This is a genomic window from Chromatiales bacterium, from assembly GCA_014323925.1.
In the GTDB taxonomy this organism is placed as follows: Bacteria; Pseudomonadota; Gammaproteobacteria; order Poriferisulfidales; family Oxydemutatoraceae; genus SP5GCR1.
The window spans coordinates 110,962-128,218 of the sequence record JACONC010000002.1 but is presented as its reverse complement, the minus strand read 5'-3'; the positions used below and the strand labels follow the sequence as shown (position 1 = coordinate 128,218).

General features: G+C 43.5%; 21 protein-coding genes and 2 tRNA genes. 7 read left to right on the top strand and 16 right to left on the bottom strand.

The window, feature by feature from the left end:
• Window positions 1–7 precede the first annotated feature (7 nt).
• Entirely contained in the window at window positions 8–727 is a 720-nt protein-coding gene (hda, locus tag GDA45_01470) for a DnaA regulatory inactivator Hda (GenBank protein ID MBC6413593.1), read from the top strand.
• A 298-nt stretch (window positions 728–1,025) separates the two neighbouring features.
• On the opposite strand, the gene GDA45_01465 is transcribed toward hda, so the two are convergent.
• The 6 genes from GDA45_01465 to GDA45_01440 are packed head-to-tail and all read right to left on the bottom strand — an operon-like array spanning window position 1,026 to window position 4,570.
• Entirely contained in the window at window positions 1,026–2,000 is a 975-nt protein-coding gene (locus GDA45_01465; protein MBC6413592.1) for a dihydroorotate dehydrogenase, read from the bottom strand.
• A gap of 32 nt (window positions 2,001–2,032) precedes the next feature.
• Complete coding sequence (locus tag GDA45_01460; GenBank protein ID MBC6413591.1) at window positions 2,033–3,028, bottom strand: NAD(P)-dependent glycerol-3-phosphate dehydrogenase; 996 nt, start codon at window positions 3,026–3,028, stop codon at window positions 2,033–2,035.
• Between the two features lies 1 nt (window position 3,029).
• A complete protein-coding gene (secB, locus tag GDA45_01455) occupies window positions 3,030–3,470 on the bottom strand; it encodes a protein-export chaperone SecB (protein ID MBC6413590.1) in 441 nt (146 codons plus the stop codon).
• 35 nt (window positions 3,471–3,505) lie between these two features.
• Window positions 3,506–3,778: a glutaredoxin 3 gene (gene grxC / locus GDA45_01450; protein MBC6413589.1), complete on the bottom strand. Its 273-nt coding sequence runs from the start codon at window positions 3,776–3,778 to the stop codon at window positions 3,506–3,508.
• Window positions 3,775–4,203, bottom strand: a complete 429-nt coding sequence (locus tag GDA45_01445; protein ID MBC6413588.1) for a rhodanese-like domain-containing protein — start codon at window positions 4,201–4,203, stop codon at window positions 3,775–3,777. Before GDA45_01445 ends, grxC begins: the two co-directional genes overlap by 4 nt.
• A gap of 7 nt (window positions 4,204–4,210) precedes the next feature.
• Complete coding sequence (locus GDA45_01440; protein ID MBC6413587.1) at window positions 4,211–4,570, bottom strand: winged helix-turn-helix transcriptional regulator; 360 nt, start codon at window positions 4,568–4,570, stop codon at window positions 4,211–4,213.
• 292 nt (window positions 4,571–4,862) lie between these two features.
• Between GDA45_01440 and GDA45_01435 the strand changes: the two genes are divergently transcribed.
• The 3 genes from GDA45_01435 (at window position 4,863) to murJ (ending at window position 8,677) form a co-directional block, all read left to right on the top strand.
• On the top strand, window positions 4,863–6,047 hold the full coding sequence (locus tag GDA45_01435; protein ID MBC6413586.1) for a putative DNA binding domain-containing protein: 1,185 nt from the start codon (window positions 4,863–4,865) through the stop codon (window positions 6,045–6,047).
• Window positions 6,044–7,036 carry a ParA family protein gene (locus tag GDA45_01430; protein ID MBC6413585.1) on the top strand — a complete coding sequence of 331 codons (993 nt, stop codon included), beginning with the start codon at window positions 6,044–6,046 and terminating at the stop codon, window positions 7,034–7,036. The genes GDA45_01435 and GDA45_01430 overlap by 4 nt, the downstream gene beginning before the upstream one ends.
• A gap of 123 nt (window positions 7,037–7,159) precedes the next feature.
• Complete coding sequence (gene murJ / locus GDA45_01425; protein MBC6413584.1) at window positions 7,160–8,677, top strand: murein biosynthesis integral membrane protein MurJ; 1,518 nt, start codon at window positions 7,160–7,162, stop codon at window positions 8,675–8,677.
• Between the two features lie 7 nt (window positions 8,678–8,684).
• Here murJ and GDA45_01420 read toward each other — a convergent pair.
• The 5 genes from GDA45_01420 to GDA45_01400 all read right to left on the bottom strand — a co-directional run bounded on the left by GDA45_01420 (window position 8,685) and on the right by GDA45_01400 (window position 11,863).
• Window positions 8,685–8,760: transfer RNA gene (locus GDA45_01420), tRNA-Arg, on the bottom strand.
• Window positions 8,761–8,786: 26 nt separating this feature from the next.
• Window positions 8,787–8,862: transfer RNA gene (locus GDA45_01415), tRNA-Thr, on the bottom strand.
• Between the two features lie 202 nt (window positions 8,863–9,064).
• Window positions 9,065–10,135: a DNA polymerase IV gene (gene dinB / locus GDA45_01410; protein ID MBC6413583.1), complete on the bottom strand. Its 1,071-nt coding sequence runs from the start codon at window positions 10,133–10,135 to the stop codon at window positions 9,065–9,067.
• Window positions 10,135–10,827: a hypothetical protein gene (locus tag GDA45_01405; GenBank protein MBC6413582.1), complete on the bottom strand. Its 693-nt coding sequence runs from the start codon at window positions 10,825–10,827 to the stop codon at window positions 10,135–10,137. Before GDA45_01405 ends, dinB begins: the two co-directional genes overlap by 1 nt.
• A gap of 112 nt (window positions 10,828–10,939) precedes the next feature.
• Window positions 10,940–11,863, bottom strand: coding sequence for a fatty acid desaturase (locus GDA45_01400; protein ID MBC6413581.1), 924 nt, complete (start codon window positions 11,861–11,863; stop codon window positions 10,940–10,942).
• 403 nt (window positions 11,864–12,266) lie between these two features.
• On the opposite strand from GDA45_01400, the gene GDA45_01395 reads away from it, so the two are divergent.
• From GDA45_01395 to GDA45_01385, 3 genes are read left to right on the top strand one after another with little or no spacing between them, the layout of a single operon-like run.
• Entirely contained in the window at window positions 12,267–13,199 is a 933-nt protein-coding gene (locus tag GDA45_01395) for a MerR family transcriptional regulator (GenBank protein MBC6413580.1), read from the top strand.
• A gap of 21 nt (window positions 13,200–13,220) precedes the next feature.
• Window positions 13,221–14,018, top strand: a complete 798-nt coding sequence (locus GDA45_01390; GenBank protein MBC6413579.1) for a TatD family hydrolase — start codon at window positions 13,221–13,223, stop codon at window positions 14,016–14,018.
• Window positions 14,019–14,032: 14 nt separating this feature from the next.
• Window positions 14,033–14,356, top strand: coding sequence for a BolA/IbaG family iron-sulfur metabolism protein (locus tag GDA45_01385; GenBank protein ID MBC6413578.1), 324 nt, complete (start codon window positions 14,033–14,035; stop codon window positions 14,354–14,356).
• A 1-nt stretch (window position 14,357) separates the two neighbouring features.
• Here GDA45_01385 and GDA45_01380 read toward each other — a convergent pair whose 3' ends face one another.
• From GDA45_01380 to soxY, 5 genes are all read right to left on the bottom strand, one after another.
• Window positions 14,358–14,924 carry an NUDIX hydrolase gene (locus GDA45_01380; GenBank protein MBC6413577.1) on the bottom strand — a complete coding sequence of 189 codons (567 nt, stop codon included), beginning with the start codon at window positions 14,922–14,924 and terminating at the stop codon, window positions 14,358–14,360.
• On the bottom strand, window positions 14,921–15,460 hold the full coding sequence (locus GDA45_01375) for a rhodanese-like domain-containing protein (protein ID MBC6413576.1): 540 nt from the start codon (window positions 15,458–15,460) through the stop codon (window positions 14,921–14,923). Before GDA45_01375 ends, GDA45_01380 begins: the two co-directional genes overlap by 4 nt.
• Before the next feature lie 48 nt (window positions 15,461–15,508).
• A complete protein-coding gene (locus GDA45_01370; protein ID MBC6413575.1) occupies window positions 15,509–16,348 on the bottom strand; it encodes a sulfurtransferase in 840 nt (279 codons plus the stop codon).
• Window positions 16,349–16,448: 100 nt separating this feature from the next.
• Window positions 16,449–16,760, bottom strand: coding sequence for a thiosulfate oxidation carrier complex protein SoxZ (gene soxZ, locus GDA45_01365; GenBank protein MBC6413574.1), 312 nt, complete (start codon window positions 16,758–16,760; stop codon window positions 16,449–16,451).
• Between the two features lie 15 nt (window positions 16,761–16,775).
• The gene (gene soxY / locus GDA45_01360; GenBank protein MBC6413573.1) at window positions 16,776–17,219 is read right to left on the bottom strand and encodes a thiosulfate oxidation carrier protein SoxY; all 444 of its coding nucleotides are present in this window, start codon (window positions 17,217–17,219) and stop codon (window positions 16,776–16,778) included.
• Between the last annotated feature and the right edge of the window lie 38 nt (window positions 17,220–17,257).

Genomic DNA, 17,257 nt, shown 5'->3' with positions numbered 1-17,257 from the left:
TACCGGCATGAGTTTATCTAAGCAACTATTGTTACGCTTTGGCCCACAGAAAAACAAAGTCTTTGATAATTTCTTGCCGACAAATAATAAAACTGTAGTAGACCATCTGCATCATTTATGCCAATCTAATCTAGGTGTAAGCTACCAAACTTATCTGTGGGGACCACCAAGCAGTGGTAAAAGCCATTTATTGCAAGCGACTTGTAGCGCAATAACGCATCGGTCAAAGCGTAGCATTTATCTGCCCTTGCAACTTGTCGGTGACAAAGTCAGTTCTATACTCAACGGCTTAGAGTCAGTAGATCTTGTCTGCATAGACGAAGCTGAGTTCATTGCCGAGTCGAAAATAGATATTGAAGGTCCACTTTTTAACTTGATTAATAGGGTGCGCGATGAGAATGGCTGTTTGCTGGTGGCCGGACGCAGTAATCCCAGACAGTTGGCGCTACGGTTGTCTGATTTGAAGTCGCGACTTTTATGGGGCAGTGTTCATAAATTAACCGCTATCACTGATGAACATAAACCTGCAGCACTCGCTTTACACGCCAAGCTAAACGGTACAGAAATACCGGCGGTGGCTATCACTTATCTACTAAACCACTATCCTCGTGATATGGATTCTTTAATCAAAGTCGTCAATCATATTAGTCGAGTAGGCTTCCAATGCAAGCATCGCCTTACCATTCCATTCGTCAAACGGGTGCTCGCAGAAATGCCCCGCGTGTAGCGGCTTATGGGTTCTGCGAACCACTCAAAGTATCTTCCAGTTCGGATTTATATACCGGCCAATACTTTCTAATCAACTCATAGTTATGCCAATTTTCATCGTGTATTTTATCTATCATAGATTTTACCTCGGGGTATCTAGAGTAGACTTCATAGAGAGAGCTACCTTGAGCAGGGCGTCGGAGTCAATATGTCGTCGGCACCGCAGTATCTTGACAGCGCCACTTCAAAAGAGGTGCCGGCAACTTTTCTTAACTTTATATATATGATTTTGAGTTTATGTGAAATAATCATTTTTCTTAAATGCCAGAGTTTAAGTTGACATTGTGCATTTTAACAGTGCCCACGAGAGTCTTTACATTCGGTAGCTTGTGTCGGGTAAGGTAGTCAGTAATATAACGATTAATCTCTGCGCAGATTAACGGTTCGTAAAACAGAGCGGTTCCTATGCCGACTGCGGTTGCACCGGCCAGCATAAACTCAACTGCATCGCATCCATGACTTATGCCGCCTTGTCCTATAATTGGTATGTTGTGCGGACGGCATACTTGATAGACCTCCAATACCTTAAGCAAGGCTATAGGCTTAATTGCCGGTCCCGATAAACCACCGCAATTATTACCCAATACGGGTGTACGGTTTTCTATGTCTATCGCTATACCAGGAATCGTGTTGATAACCGAAAAAGCATCGCTACCGGCTTCAAGACAATACTTTGCATTTTTGGCAATATCAGCTTGATTGGGAGATAGCTTGGTAATCAGAGGTTTGGAAGTGGCTTTACGACAAATGTTAACGATTTGTGCCGAAATCACTGCATCGTTGCCAAATTCAGTGCCGCCTTTTTTTATATTAGGGCATGAGATATTAATCTCTATTGCGTCAATATTGGTGTCGTCTAATCGGTTTGCCAACTCGCCGTATTGAGCAACGGAGTTCCCTGAGATATTAGCGATATAACGCGTTTTGGCAAAATCTAGCGTCGGTAATATATCATTGATAAATGTATCTATGCCTGGGTTTTGCAAGCCAATAGCATTCAACATTCCATCTTCTGTCTCAGCAATCCGATGTGCAGGGTTGCCGCTACGTGCTTCCAAAGTGATGCCTTTAAGACAAACTGCACCGACCTCTTGCAGCGCAAAGCCATTGACACGAGTATATTCATCACCGAAACCCACACAGCCTGATAACAACACCAAGGGCGAATTAAAATGTAAGCCACAGAACTCTACGCCGAGCATAGCATCCTTATGAGATATTTCTTTATCCATGCCGCATACCGATAAAAGTACTTGACCGCCTATCAGGCTTTAAAGGGTGCTTGTCGTTGTAATAGTTGCTTGACTGCCTGCTCAGCAGTGATCCGGTCGGCTAAAATCAACGCAATTTGTTCGCAAATAGGCATTTCTATGTTGTGTCGTTGTGCTATTCTCAATACTGCATTTGCGGTATCCACACCTTCGACGACTTTGGTGTTTTTATCGCGTGCTTTTTGAGCACTCCCGTATTTTACTATCATTTTGCCGAAATTGTGATTGCGTGAACTGTTGCTTGAACACGATAGCATAATATCACCTATACCAGCTAAACCGACAATGGTTTCTCGATGCCCTCCTATTGCTTGAGTAAATCTTATAACTTCGGCTATGCCGCGTGTGACCAGTGCCGCTTTTGCATTTTCTCCGAGCCTTAGACCTTCTGATATGCCAGCTGCAATAGCGATAACATTTTTCAACGCACCGCCACATTCTACACCTATCACATCAGTCGTTGTATAAACACGCAGTGTATCGCTGTGCAACATTTCGGCAAGCGTACGTCCAAAGGGCTCCTGTTCGCAAGCGATAACCAAAGCTGTTGGTAGCCCAATAGCTACTTCTTGGGCAAAAGAGGGTCCTGATATAGCTGCCAACGGCAAGTGGGGTACCACTTCCGATATTACTTCGTGCGTCCAACGCCCGCTATTCACTTCTATACCTTTGCATGCCCATGCTATTCCTTGATGTCGAGAGTTAATGACAGGGGCAATCCGCTTAATCAGCTGTGGTATAGATCCACTGGGTGTGACCAACAAAATAATGTCACCGGCGGCAATGGCAGTATCTAGGTCTTTATAAAATGTTATTGCGTCGGGTAGCTTAATATTGGGTAGGTAAGTTGCGTTAAAACGAGAGATTGCCATTTGTGAGATTAGGGTTTGATTTCGTCCCCACAAACTGACTTGGCAACCACGGTTACCGAATTGTATAGCAAGCGCAGTACCCCATATACCGGCACCAAGAATGGTTAATTTGTGCATTCTAGTGAGGTTTGCCGGTCATCCGCTCTTTTTTTGCATAATTTTTTTGTAGATAGATACTCTTGAAATTAATAGGTGCTAACAGTAGTTGTGGGAATCCTCCCCTAGAAACTATACTAGATATGGCTTCGCGTGCATAAGGGAAAAGAATATTTGGACAATCTACTTGTAGTGCTTTGTTCAGTTCCTCGCCACTCAGCTCCGATATTTGAAAGACTCCGGCTTGTTCTACTTCGACCATAAAAATAGTTGTTTCTTCGTGTTTGGCAGTCACCGTTATTTGCAGTATTGACTCGTAGAGATTGTCTGCTTCTTCTATCTTTCCGTTTATACTATGCATATCGATATCTACATTAGGATTCCATTGTAAATCGAGTATTTTAGGGGTATGTGGAGATTCAAAAGAAGCATCCTTAATGTATATGCTTTTAACTTCAATCATAGTTTTCGTATATCATTGAGTATTGGCCAATAGGGTTAAGATTCCCTGCCCCCGCATAATAGTTTGTCCAGTTCACCGTCTTGGTCTAGTTCTACCATGTCTTGGTATCCGCCGATGTGCGTATCATCTATAAATATCTGTGGCACTGATGTGCGTTTGGTAAGTTTCTGTAGTCGTATTCTGGCAGCATCGTCTTGATCTACTCTAATTTCCTCGTAATTGGCTTGTTTTTTATCAAGCAGTTTCTTAGACCAAGCGCAGTAGGGGCAATTAGCCGAAGTGTAAACTAAAACTTTAGGCTGGTTCATTTTTTAACCACCGGCATATTTGCGTCTTTCCATGCCACAATGCCTCCTTTTAGACAATAAACTTTAGTAAAACCTTGCTTGCAAAGCAAGCGACAGGCTTTAGAGGACTTGAAACCGTTCATACAAAAAGCAATAACCGGCTTATCTTTAGCTTTAAGCAACTCGGCAAGGCGATTAGTCAATGTACTAAACGACATGTGTTTAGCGTCTCTTATGCCGTCGCCGCTAAGCTCGCTTACTTCGCGTACATCAATCATAACCGCATTTTCCCGATTCAGTAATTGCACTGCTTGAGCAGGCGTTAAATCTTTATATTTCTTTGTTAGTTTCTTAGTCTCAGTAATAATGATTGCGGTTAGCAATATCAAAAATAATGCAACCAAAAATAAATTATCGGCAATAAAACTGGTGTAGTCGCTCGGCATCTCTTATTTATAGGGAACCGTTGCCATTAGTGACATGCGAACAAAACACTTTGTGCATCATATCTATAAGCATTAAGGTACGCTGATCACCTATGCGATACAGCATGCGGTTAGAGTCTTTTCTACAGGCTAGTATTTTTTTTTCTCTTAACACTGATAAATGCTGCGAAACATTGCTTTGAGATGTGCCTACTTTTTCTACCAGCTCGTGCACATTCATCTCGCTACTGTCAATCACACAGAGTATCTTGAGGCGCAGAGGATGTGCCATCGCTTTCAAGGTCTTGGCTGCATCCTCGACAATCTGATCCATGCTGCCAGTTGGCACAACACTATTAATATCCTTATTGCTATTTACTATTTCCATATATCACTACCGTGTCTTTTACCATCACATTATAATACATACTGGAAGTTTAAGTAATTATATACATAAATCTACAAAGCAAAGCTAATTATTGCCTTCTCTGTGGCTTCTGGCAGGTATTTCGTTGTTTTTGTGTTCGCCTACTACTCGTGATGCTATCGGGTGAATGTTTAACCATATACCTAGTAGGTTTGGCTAGCTAAATCCAAGAAGATCATTAGAATCACCGCCCATGCTAGAATGGCACGAACTATATAACCTGACAAACTTGGCAATACCATTAGAGTGAATAATGTTTAGCGACAGTGAATTAATAAAACGGATACATCGCGGTGAAAGCGACCAAGTGGAATTTACCGAATCTGCCAAAGATCTGGATAAAATTCGCAAAGTGATTTGTGCGTTTGCGAATGATTTGCCCGGTCACAACACACCCGGAGTTATTTTTGTCGGACTGAGAGACGACAAAAGCTGTGCCGGTTTGTCCATTGATGATGCTATTTTGAAAAATTTGAGTGGATTACGCGGTGACGGAAAAATTCTTCCTTCCCCAATCATAGAAGTTGCTAAAAAAAATTTGCAAAATTGCGAGATTGCAGTCATACAGGTGGAACCATCAAAGAATACACCCATCAGAGCTGGTAATAGATGTTATATCAGGGTTGGTCCGACATGTAACCAAGCTGCCGCAGAAGAGGAAAAACATCTTACCGAAAAGCGTGATTGGCAAAATTTACCGTATGACATGAACGGGGTGGCAGATACTTCTATAGAGGATCATCTGGATATGGAGAAATTTAGGCGTGATTATTTGCCTAGTGCTGTGACACCCGAAGTACTGCAAGAAAACAAGCGTAGTACGAATGAGCAAATGCGTGCCTTGCGCTTGATTACACCAGAGAGTAAACCGACGGTCACGGCAATTTTAATGTTAGGCAACGATGTTCGCTATTGGTTTCCTGGAGCATACATCCAATTTGTTCGTTACGACGGCACAGAGGTGACTGACCCAGTTATGGATCAAAAAGAAATTGACGGCACCTTAGCCGAGCAGCTAAAAGAATTAGATAGTATCTTAAAAGCCAATATATCTACCGCACTGGATACAAGCGGAGAAACCCATGCGCAGTTGCCGGATTATCCTTATGAGGCATTGCGAGAACTTGTGCGCAACGCAGTTATTCATAGAGATTACCAAGGTTGTTATACACCAATACGAGTTTATTGGTATGCAGACAAAATTACCATTGTTAGCCCAGGCGGTCTTTACGGGGTATCCCGCAAGAATTTCGGGAGAGGATACACGGGTTATCGCAATCCTACTATTGCTGAAGCAATGAAGAACATGGGTTTTATGCAGAGATTTGGCATGGGTCTTGCCACAGTCGAGCGGACCTTAAAAGAGAACGGTAATAAGCAGGCTAGTTTTGATATACAGGAAAATTTTGTTTCTGCAACAGTGGAGAGAAGACCTTGAAAGCAATAGCACTTTTTAATAATAAGGGTGGAGTCGGGAAGACATCATTGGTCTATCATTTGTCATGGATGTTTTCCGAATTGGGATATCGCATCATCGTCGCCGACTTAGATCCGCAAGCCAACCTCAGTAGCATGTTCCTAAGCGAAGAGAGGTTATTAGAAATTTGGCAAGACCAAAATAAACAAACCATCAACCAAGATATCTTACCTCTATTTGACGGAATAGGCGATATTTCTACATCCCCTCATATTGAGGAAATAGACGAACGAATAGGCTTGCTAGCCGGAGACTTAGAATTATCAAAGCGAGAGGATGAATTGTCTACCCAATGGTCTAATTGTCTAGATCAAGACAATCCAAGGGCATTTCGTGTGATAACAGCGTTTGCTCGAACAATAAATTATGCGCATGATACCTTTAAAGCAGATCTAGTATTGATAGATGTTGGTCCTAATTTAGGCGCTATTAATAGAGCAGCTTTAATAGCTAGTAATTTCGTTATCATTCCTCTTGCAGCCGATTTGTTTTCACTACAAGGTCTGCGCAATGTAGGACCTACGCTTATAAAATGGAGAGAAGCATGGGCAAAGCGCACCAAAGGGAAACCGAAAGGTTTAGACCTCAATCTACCATCAGGTGCTATGCAACCACTTGGCTATATTTTGATGAGACATTCAATTCACTTAAGCCGTCCGGTCAAAGCCTATGCCAGATGGATTGAAAAAATGCCTTTAGAGTATAGAGAATCAGTGCTTCAAGAAGCCAAACCTCAAGTCACTAAAGTGGACAATGACGAATATCTTCTGGCACACTTAAAGGATTATCGATCATTGATGCCGATTGCTCAGGAGGCAAACAAACCAATGTTTATGTTGAAACCAGCCGACGGTGTTATCGGTGCACAGCAAAAAGCAGTATCTAGTTGTTATAATGATTTTAAGTCTTTAGCTGAAAAAATTATTGAAAAATTAGAAAAACAGAATTAATCAAGCAAGGCTGTTTTATGACTAGAGTCTACGGATAAATTGACTAAGCAAGCAATACCAGATCGCTCGTTGAGTCTAGGGAAGAAACTCGTTAAGTCAACCGCTTCGTTTAGTCTTTTGACTATGCTGTCGCGTGTTTTAGGCTATGCCAGAGATGCGATTATCTTCATTATATTCGGTGCAGGTGGTGCCACTGATGCTTTTTTGGTCGCGTTTAGGTTGCCCAACTTGATGCGTCGACTGTTCGGAGAAGGGGCACTCTCTCAGGCTTTCGTGCCAGTATTCCAAGAATATAAAAAACATTCCAGTGATGCAGAATTGCATCGGTTTGCCGATTGTGCTGCCGGCACGCTCGGCGTCATATTGCTTGTTATCACTGCCATTGGCATAGTCGCCGCACCGCTATTGATTACCATTTTCGCTCCGGGTTTTATAGATGAAAGTGATAGATTTGATTTATCAGCACAGATGTTGCGTATCACTTTTCCCTATCTGTTATTTATTTCTCTGACTGCGCTTGCAGTTGGCATACTCAATAGTTACGGTCATTTCGGCGCACCGGCTTTTACGCCGGTGTTGATGAATTTATCATTGATTATTGCAACATTGTGGGCTGCGCCTAAAATGGATGAACCAATCACTGCGCTTGCTTGGGGGGTTTTAATCGCTGGTATAGCACAACTTAGCTTCATAGTACTTTGGCTTAGGCGTATTGGTTGGTCTTTCCGATTACGACTGGATTTCTATCATCGCGGGGTGCGACGCGTCGGAAAGCTGATGCTACCGGCAGTGTTCAGTTCTGCTATTGTGCAAGTGAATCTCTTATTTGATACGCTGATAGCATCATTTTTAGTCGCCGGTAGCATTAGCTGGCTTTATATCTCGGATCGCTTTGTCGAACTGCCGATGGGTGTCTTCGGCATCGCTATTAGCACGGTGTTGCTGGCGCGTCTATCGGAGCACCGCACTGCCACTGATATAGATAGTTTTAAGCGCACGATGGATTGGGGTATACGCGCCGCGTTAATGCTTGCTTTGCCGTGTGTAGTCGGACTAGTTGTGTTAGCAAAACCGATACTTGTCTCGTTGATACAATATCGCCAATTCACCGCTGACGATACATTGATGGTGAGCATCAGTCTGATGGCTTATGCCATAGGGCTACCTATGTTTATGCTGATTAAGATATTTTCTTGTGCTTTTTTTGCGCATCAAAACACGAAACTTCCTATGCGTATCGCAGTGGTTGCGATGCTTAGCAACATCGCATTGAATATTGTTTTTGTTTTACTATGGCAGTATATAGGCTGGGTTGCACCGCATGCCGCATTAGCGTTGGCAACCAGTGTATCGGCATTACTGAATAGCTTTTTATTGTATCGTGCGCTCCGCCACCATGGCATATTCCGCATTGAGACAGAAACTAAAACATTTGCCAAAAAGATACTCATTGCGTCATTGATGATGGGGTTACTGCTTGTTTTAGTTATGCGGATGTTGCCCGATTGGAATACTTGGAGTGCACCTTATCGGGTCAGCACACTAGCCGGCCTCGTCGTATCAGGTGCCATTGTTTATTTTATTAGTTTATTGCTACTGAGAATTAAACTGCGCGAAAATCTACACTGGGATACTAAGTAGTTGCCGATGGCGCGCCCGGCAGGATTCGAACCTGCGACTTTTGCCTCCGGAGGGCAACGCTCTATCCACTGAGCTACGGGCGCATGTCTTAGGCCGGGGCGGACTAAACTGGTGCCGGTGAGAGGAGTTGAACCCCCGACCTACTGATTACGAATCAGTTGCTCTACCAACTGAGCTACACCGGCCAGTATAAGAAATATCGCTGAGTATCATTCACCGTAGCATTTTAGCACGGGTATAATGGGTGTATGTACGATGCCACGATAGGTATATTGAGTCGAGCTTATTTACTGTAAGCTAAACATTGCGGCATATGCAGTGCTTGGGAAGTCATACGAAAAAAACAACAAATGAAGCAGCGCGGCGTTGTATCGAGCGACTGAAAACCTAAAACTTAAGTTGCTCTTGCCGCAGAGTGGCTGAACTACATAGATTGGATACCGCTATACCTAACAAACGTATTGGCCTTTTGCCAGCTTGGGTTTTTTGCAACAAGCCGAGTATGATTGCCCACATCTCTTGTAAGCCAGTTAACGGATGATCTAGCGTATGGCTACGAGTGACTTGTTGAAAATCGGCATATTTAACCTTTAAGGTCACCGTTCGCCCGCTTAGGTTGCGCGAGGTGAGTATACGGGCAACTTCCAGTGCTCGCTGTTTTAATGCTTCATAAATAGCATCGTTGTGGTTGAGATCGTGCCTAAAAGTAGTCTCTGTTCCTACCGATTTTCGAGGTCGTTTTGGCACCACTGGCCGGTGGTCTATGCCACGCGCAGCGTGATAATAATAATCACCTACTCTACCAAACTTTTTAATGAGTAGTTCGCGGGTACACTGTCTTAGATCTAAGCCAGTTGTAATTCCTATCTCCTGCATACGCTTTTGCGTAACCTTGCCTATGCCGTGGAATCTTCCGATAGGTAATTGGGCAACAAAATCTAAACTATCTTTGCGGCTAATCAGATAGCAACCGTTCGGTTTGTCCATATCTGAGGCAATTTTAGCTAGAAATTTATTATAGGAAATACCCGCCGATACGGTAAGTTGTGTTTCTTTTAGTATTTGGTTTTTAACTTGATATGCGAGTTGTCGTGCAGCTTCAATACTTGCTACCGAGTCACTCACATCTAAATACGCTTCGTCCAGCGATAACATTTCTACGAGGTCGGTATAGTTTCGGAAAATTCTTTGTATTTGTGCGGACACCTGTCGATAGACTTCAAAGCGGGGTTTTACGAATATTGCCTGCGGGCATAAGCGAGCGGCAGTTGTAGAGGGCATTGCCGAAGCCACACCAAAAGGTCGTGCCTCGTAACTACAAGTAGCAACAACGCCACGCTCACCCGGTTTGCCTCCGACTATAATCGGTTTGCCGGCATATGCCGGGAAGTCTCGTTGTTCTATAGATGCAAAAAAAGCATCCATATCAAAATGAACGATATACCTTTGTTGATCCATCAATTAACTGGCAACTGAGCGCGTAGTTGTTCGCGGTCAAACCACCATTTGTCATCAGTGATTATTTCTATAACTTTTGCCATCTTAGGTAAAAATTCTTTAGGGTCTTTGAGGCCTAAGATATCCATCCAGATATTGATACTTTCTTCGTCTGCTATATTACGATGACGGCGGGCAACATCAGCAATCTTTTGTTTGGTTATGAATAATAGGCTATCTCTTTGCTTATCTGCTACCCGCAGATCGACTAAATAATGTGCAACAACTGCCACCACAGCAGCACCGTCGGAGTTGTCTGGGGTTTCGTCTATTACATAATGTAGCACGCGAATCGATAGTAGCGGCTCTATAGGGTAAGTGATCGCCAGCCAACACGCCATGCCCAACGCTGCTATTGAATCCTCGCAATCGCAGCGATAAGCTATCTCGCACGCCTGTACTGCGTATTGCCATTGCTTGCTTGCAAGAAAATAATCAAAGCCAGTCCGTGCGAGTTGCCATGCTTGCTGCTTATCTCCTAATTCGACTAGAATTTCGGCTTTCTCGAGTATGAGTAATTGTTGTTTTTCGGTTACGGTGGTGGGTAGATGCGCTAAAGTTTGCTCTATCTCGCGCAAACGATTTTCTAGAGCAGCGTGGCTTGGTCGCTCATCGCTGTCGGATATGATCTGATTTATTAATTCATCATTCACAGACAAAATTATAAACCACTATCCACCAATAGACATACTACCATTTAGGTATAAAAAGACCGCCGACACCAAGGTGCCGGCGGCTTTACACAGGGATCTAATAAATTGAATATTAAGCGTAGCCTGCGTGTTGGTTCATTGTGTCAGCAATTTGACGCTCACCTTCAACGGCTTCGTTGTCGTCCCATTTCTTCAGTTCTTTTTCCATGAGCTTGTGGAACAGCATAGGAAATAGAGCAATGGCAAACAACATAAAGTAGCCGCAGTTAGTATTAGGAGCACCGACTTCGTCAAGCTCCCAGAAATGGGTCTCGCCACGATCGTGGTGATCCGCTTGGCGACCAATTTCTATGAAATACCAACTAGTCAAAGCGGTTGAGTTATCCCACGAATGACGATAGTCTATCGGTTGACCTTTCTCACGAATCAAGCCGTAGTGCTCTAGATAGTTCAGTGCTTCCAGTTCAAAGTTGGAAATTATCCAAACCAAAGCAAGACACAAAACGCCAAGCCAACCACCCGCTAACCAGAATAGAAATAGCGAAGGTAAGCTCATCGCATAACCTCTAAGCCAACGGTTTTGCCATGATAGAAAAGGTACGCCTAGACGCTCTAAACGATTTTTTTCCATACCATATAGGAATTTCGATTGTCCTAAGTAGGACAACGGAAGGTGTCCGTATAGGCTGCGGCCACGCGGTGCAGTTGCCGGGTCGTCCGAGCAACCTAACTCTAAATGATGGTTGTAAACATGCGCATAGCAGAAGTGGGAAGAACCACTCAACGCCATCATCCACCGAGCAATTACGAAGCTAAAGCCTTTGGTGTGTGCCAACTCATGTCCATATATGATGCCTATACCGGCAAAAATTCCGGATGAGATGACTGCACCAACTAATTGTAGACCAGTGATACCTTGATAGACGGTAATGCCGAACATCTCAGTGGTTCCCAAAGGAATACCAGCTGCGTATTCGTAAACGCGCCATGCCAAGTTTATTTGCAACAGCACAAATACTGCTAGCATAAAGTACATGACGCCGTTTTGAAAACCTGGAATACCGTTGGTATCGCCGTTCTCGTCAAAACCTGCGCCCATTGTTTTTTTAGGAACGAGAGCATCCAACAAAATGCCTGCACCTAACATATAAACACCTAGCCATACCCAAGGGCCGCCTATAAAGACTCCCCACATAGCAAGCAGTATTGTCACAGGTGCGATCATATAACGAATGTTGATTAAAAACTTATTCATCGTATTATCTCCATTTACTAGTTTAACTTCATAAGCAGTACTAGTCCGCTTACAGATAGTTATAGTATAGGCTTTTTATACAAAAAAAAGATATTTTTGAGCATTTTGTACAATACAAAAAGTACTTTAATGCTATTATTATTGATATATAAAGGATAATTTACATTAATAACATCTGTACAAAATGAACCACTCAAAAAAGAACAATATACACACTATTGGTGTGGTTGCAAGATATTGTGGTTTAACTCCGGAGGTGATACGCGCATGGGAAAACCGCTATAACGCAGTTTCACCTCAGCGTGGTAACCATGGCAAACGGATCTATAGCGACGCTGATGTGCAACGGTTAATTTTATTAGCTAAGGCCTGCCGAGGTGGGCGGCGCATCAGCGATATCGTACAGTTGTCCGACGCCAAGTTGCTGGATATGGTCGAACAAGACGAAGGTGCTAGCGAACCGATTATTGCCGGCTTACAAAGAAAAAGTACTGCGTCGGTAATGGATTATATGGAGGCTTGCGTGGTTGCGGTCAATCAATTTGATTCTCATATATTGTTCAATACGCTAGTACGGGCAGAAAAATCTCTAGGGACAGTATTTATGATAGAAGATCTGTTGACGCCATTGGTATCTTATGTGCGTGACGAATGTCGCAGAGGTAATCTGCTGAACGGGCACCGCAAAGTCTTTAATAATCTAATCAGATCTTATCTGTTAACATTAGCAACGCGGCAAGCAAAAGAACGTTTTACTGCGGTGGTTTGTTCGTTGGAGAACGATTTTGAATTGAGCGGCTTAAAAGCGTTGGCTACAGTTGCTGCCTATAAGTGGCATCCGATTTATTTAGATGCTGAAACTTCCGCAGAAGACATATTCGAAATCATCAATTGGGCAAAAGCCAAAATTGCTATTTTTGTTACTAGCGGTAGTGAGACGAATGACGCAGCGCCCATTTTGCTTCGTAAAACTAGACAACACGAACCCCACCTGAATATTATTTTGTATGCGCCGGCTGGGCATAACTACGGAGATGTCATAAAAGAAATAAGTGTTGTTGAGTGCAAACTTCTAAAACAGTTGCAGTTTGAACTCGACCGACTGATGCTTATCTAACCATTCATTCAGATATTACTGATGATTGATATCTGTTGTAATCTTACCCACACAAAACTTAACGCGCAGTTATCGCAGGTGCTAGAACGGGCACTGCAGGCCGGCGTCCATACGATGATAGTCACCGCATCTGATGTCGCAGATAGCGGTGCCGCCATCGCTTTAGCCAATCAACATACAAACTGTCTTTGGGCAAGTGTCGGCACCCATCCCCACCAGGCTGAGCAATGGAACGATACCAGTTATGAAACCCTCAGAGATTTGGCTGTTCGAGAGAAGGTTGTTGCAATTGGTGAAACTGGCTTGGATTATTATAGAAACCTATCGTCACCTAAGATACAGCAATCTGTTTTTGCACAACAAATAGAGTTAGCGATTGACACCGGCTTACCTTTATTTATGCATCAACGCGACGCCCACGAGGATTTCATAAAAATATTGAAACCCTATCGCGAACATATCAACAATGCCGTCGTACATTGCTTTACTGGTAACCGCGCTATGCTCGAGGATTATTTAGCTTTAGACTTATATATTGGTGTGACCGGATGGATTTGTGACGATCGGCGTGCCGCAGATCTACGCGACGCTATTACTGCGATACCAGATGATCGCTTGCTGCTAGAAACCGATGCCCCTTATCTAATACCGCGCAGTTTAGGCAAATCGTTTTATAACAAACCGAACGAGCCGGCATACCTTCCCTACATAGCACAAGATATTGCCCAAAGACGCAAAGTTGAGATAACTGATTTGATTGAGCAAACGATTAATAATAGCTACAATTTTTACAGCAAAGCTATAATGGCTAACAGATGATTATGGAGAATCTAATGCAAAACAAACAGCAACTAATAGAACATAAATTACAGCAAACTTTCACGCCGGATTATCTCGAAGTTATCAACGAGAGTAGTCAACACAATGTGCCGCCTGGTGCCGAATCTCATTTTAAGGTAATCATAGTGGCAAGCGGGTTTGAACGACTCGGATTGGTCAAACGACATCAGGCGGTGTACTCGGCACTTGCTCAGCTAATGCAAGAAGGTGTGCACGCGCTTGCGTTGCACACTCTAAGCCCAAGAGAATGGCAGGCTAAAAATAAGCAAGTGAAAAAATCGCCGCCTTGCTTGGGAGGTTCTGCAAAAGCCAGTTAAGTTAATAACGGACGATACGAGCTTGATTATCGTCACCTTTGTAGATGTCGCCTTCGTGGTATTGATAATGGCAGCGACCGCGATCGGCAAAATAGAGCTTTAATGCATCTGCTATTACTGGAAAAGCAATTTGTTGCCATGGGATATCAGTTTCGGCGCATAACATGGCATCGTTACTTTCATGTCCGACGCCATAGTTGCCGTCCTTTAAGGAACCGCGGTAAAGTATATATACTTGGTTAACATACCTAATATTATAAAAGCTGTGAATCACTAGATTTTCAGATTTCGCACATGCCTCTTCTTCAGCTTCGCGAGCTGCAGCCTCAATAACCGACTCACCGTTCTCTAAAAATCCGGCTGGTACGGTCCAGAGATTAATACGCGGTTCTATCGCACGCTTACATAATAGAATACGCTTCTGCCATTCTAGTATGCACCCAGTTACGATTTTAGGGTTACTGTAAAAGGTATGACCGCACGAGTTGCATACTGTTCGTTTTCTAGTATCACCTTGCGGTAGTCTATAGACTAATCTATCAGAACCACACTCACTGCAATAGTTCACCGTGATGCCTGTTGCATACTCTCGCGCGGTTTGTTCCACGGTAGTCTAGCCAGCAACAAAGACATTCCACAGAAATCAGTAGCTCCCGCATACATCAATCCTAAACCGATAAAACCGCATAGGTAGATAAAGCCAGGGTGTACAGTTAATGCCAGCAATACGCCAACAAGCACTAGTAGACCTATCGCAAAGCGTGTTTGTCGCTCAAGAGACCAAGGCTGACCTGGTGTGCGCAGTACTGGGAAGTCCTGCTTAAGCCACGCTTGCAGGCCGCCGTCTACACAAAATGTGCGATAACCCAAAGCATCCATTCTTTGACAAAACTCTTCGGCTCTGCGTCCACTACGGCACATTACATAAACATCACGAGATTTATCCAGACTCATTGCTAATTGATCAAAGTGAGTTAGCGGCACTGACATCGCTGCTTCTAGTCGCTCGCTAATATATTCGCTAGGTGTTCTAACATCTACGATTTGTGCAGAGGTCCCTGCATCAATTGCTTTTTTCAGCTCTTGTACCGTTATTTTTTCCATATATCTATCCTCTCTCTGTTGATTTGTCTGAAGACTAGTTTATAGATTTTAGTCTCCTTTTGCTATCGGACGATCTGCAGAGCGTATCCATTCACTCCAAGACCCCACATATAGTTGTTGCAACCCCAACCCAGCCAACTCCATCGCTAATAGATTATGGCAGGCAGTCACTCCTGAACCACAATAATGAATAGTGCGCTCACCACATAAAGGTTGATAATAATTGCGTAATTGTTCAGCTGGTAGGAAGCAGCCGTTATCATCTATATTATCAGTCAGCGGCCGGTTTAGCGCGCCGGGTATATGGCCGCCCACCGCATCTACTTGTTCTTGCTCGCCGCTAAAGCGAACTCTAGATCGGGCATCGATTAAAACTGTTTGGTCATCTTCTCTAATCCTTTCAACTTCGGCAACAGAGACCCATAAGTCATTGTTAGGATGTGGCTGGAAATTGCCTTTAGCTTTGACTTTAGGCAACTCCGTAGTCAACGGATAACCAGCTTCGTTCCACTGAACCAGACCACCATCTAGAACTGCAACCGAAGTATGCCCAAGCCATCGCAACTCCCACCACATTCTTGCAGCAACAGCTCCGACTGATTCGTCGTAAACCACCACTTGACTGTCGTTAGATACACCCCAGGCAGCTAGTTTGGTTGCCAAGTCTTGAGGGTTAGGCAATGGATGGCGACCACTATTGGGAGTAGGCGGAGAAGATAAATCGTTATCTAAATTACAATAAAAAGCACCTGGTATATGACCGCTACGGTATTGCTCCGCTCCCCAATGTGGTCGGGTAACATTAAAGCGACAATCAAAAACAATCCACTTAGGATTGGTTCGCTGCTCAAAAAGCTCTTTTGTTGAAACGATATTAGAATACATCACTCAAATGACATCGTATATACACCAATGTCTATGGTACACGATATGGGTCGGAAAGAATTGCTATAGAAATACACGAAGCCTAGCGTTGGTAGATCGTCGATTAGATGGGGACTTCCAAGCTATCCGATGCACCTTGATTGTCAAACCAGCTGAGTTTAACCATTTTAGATTCTTCCCCACCCTTAAATTTAAAGGATATGAACGGATTTTCTGACACGCCGGTTCCCCAATAGGCAGTAAATACTTTTCTACCGTCGTATTCGCCTATCACCGTTTGTATAAAATGCGCCGGGATAGTCTCGCCAGTATCGGGGTCTACTTTGCGCCCGGTTTCCATCGGATGTTTAATAAGTGCTTTGACGATTACTTCGTCACCTTTTTTGCTAATACGCATTTTTATCGAATTCGCCATAGCTGTATTTTACCCTTAACCGCAACCGCCGGCAGAAACTCTAACTTGTTGGCGGGTACTGTAATATTTGTTGTCAGCTTTGACCAGTACAATGATATTGGAAGTCTCACGCACTTTTATATTGGTAGCAATATACGGCTCACTCCTGCCCATCATTAAGAATTGTGAAGTCAGTGGCACTGGGTTTTTGTCTACCAAAATGCTAATCCATTCTACATGATCCATCATAACCTGCACATCAACCCTAACCTGTGAACCGTTTTCGGCAATTTTAGGTGCCACCAAAGTAATATCTCCTTCCTCCAGAGGTCCCTGTGCAATAGCGACAAGTGCCTGGTCTAGTTCGGTCTCGTTAAATGCATTCTGCGGCCACTCGGCAAACATTAGCGATGGTGCTAACAGAGATGCGGTGCCGACGACGATACTGTTTTCAATGAATTTTCTGCGCTGGTTATCCATCTATCTTTCCCTCTTACTTCAACACAAAAATTATAACA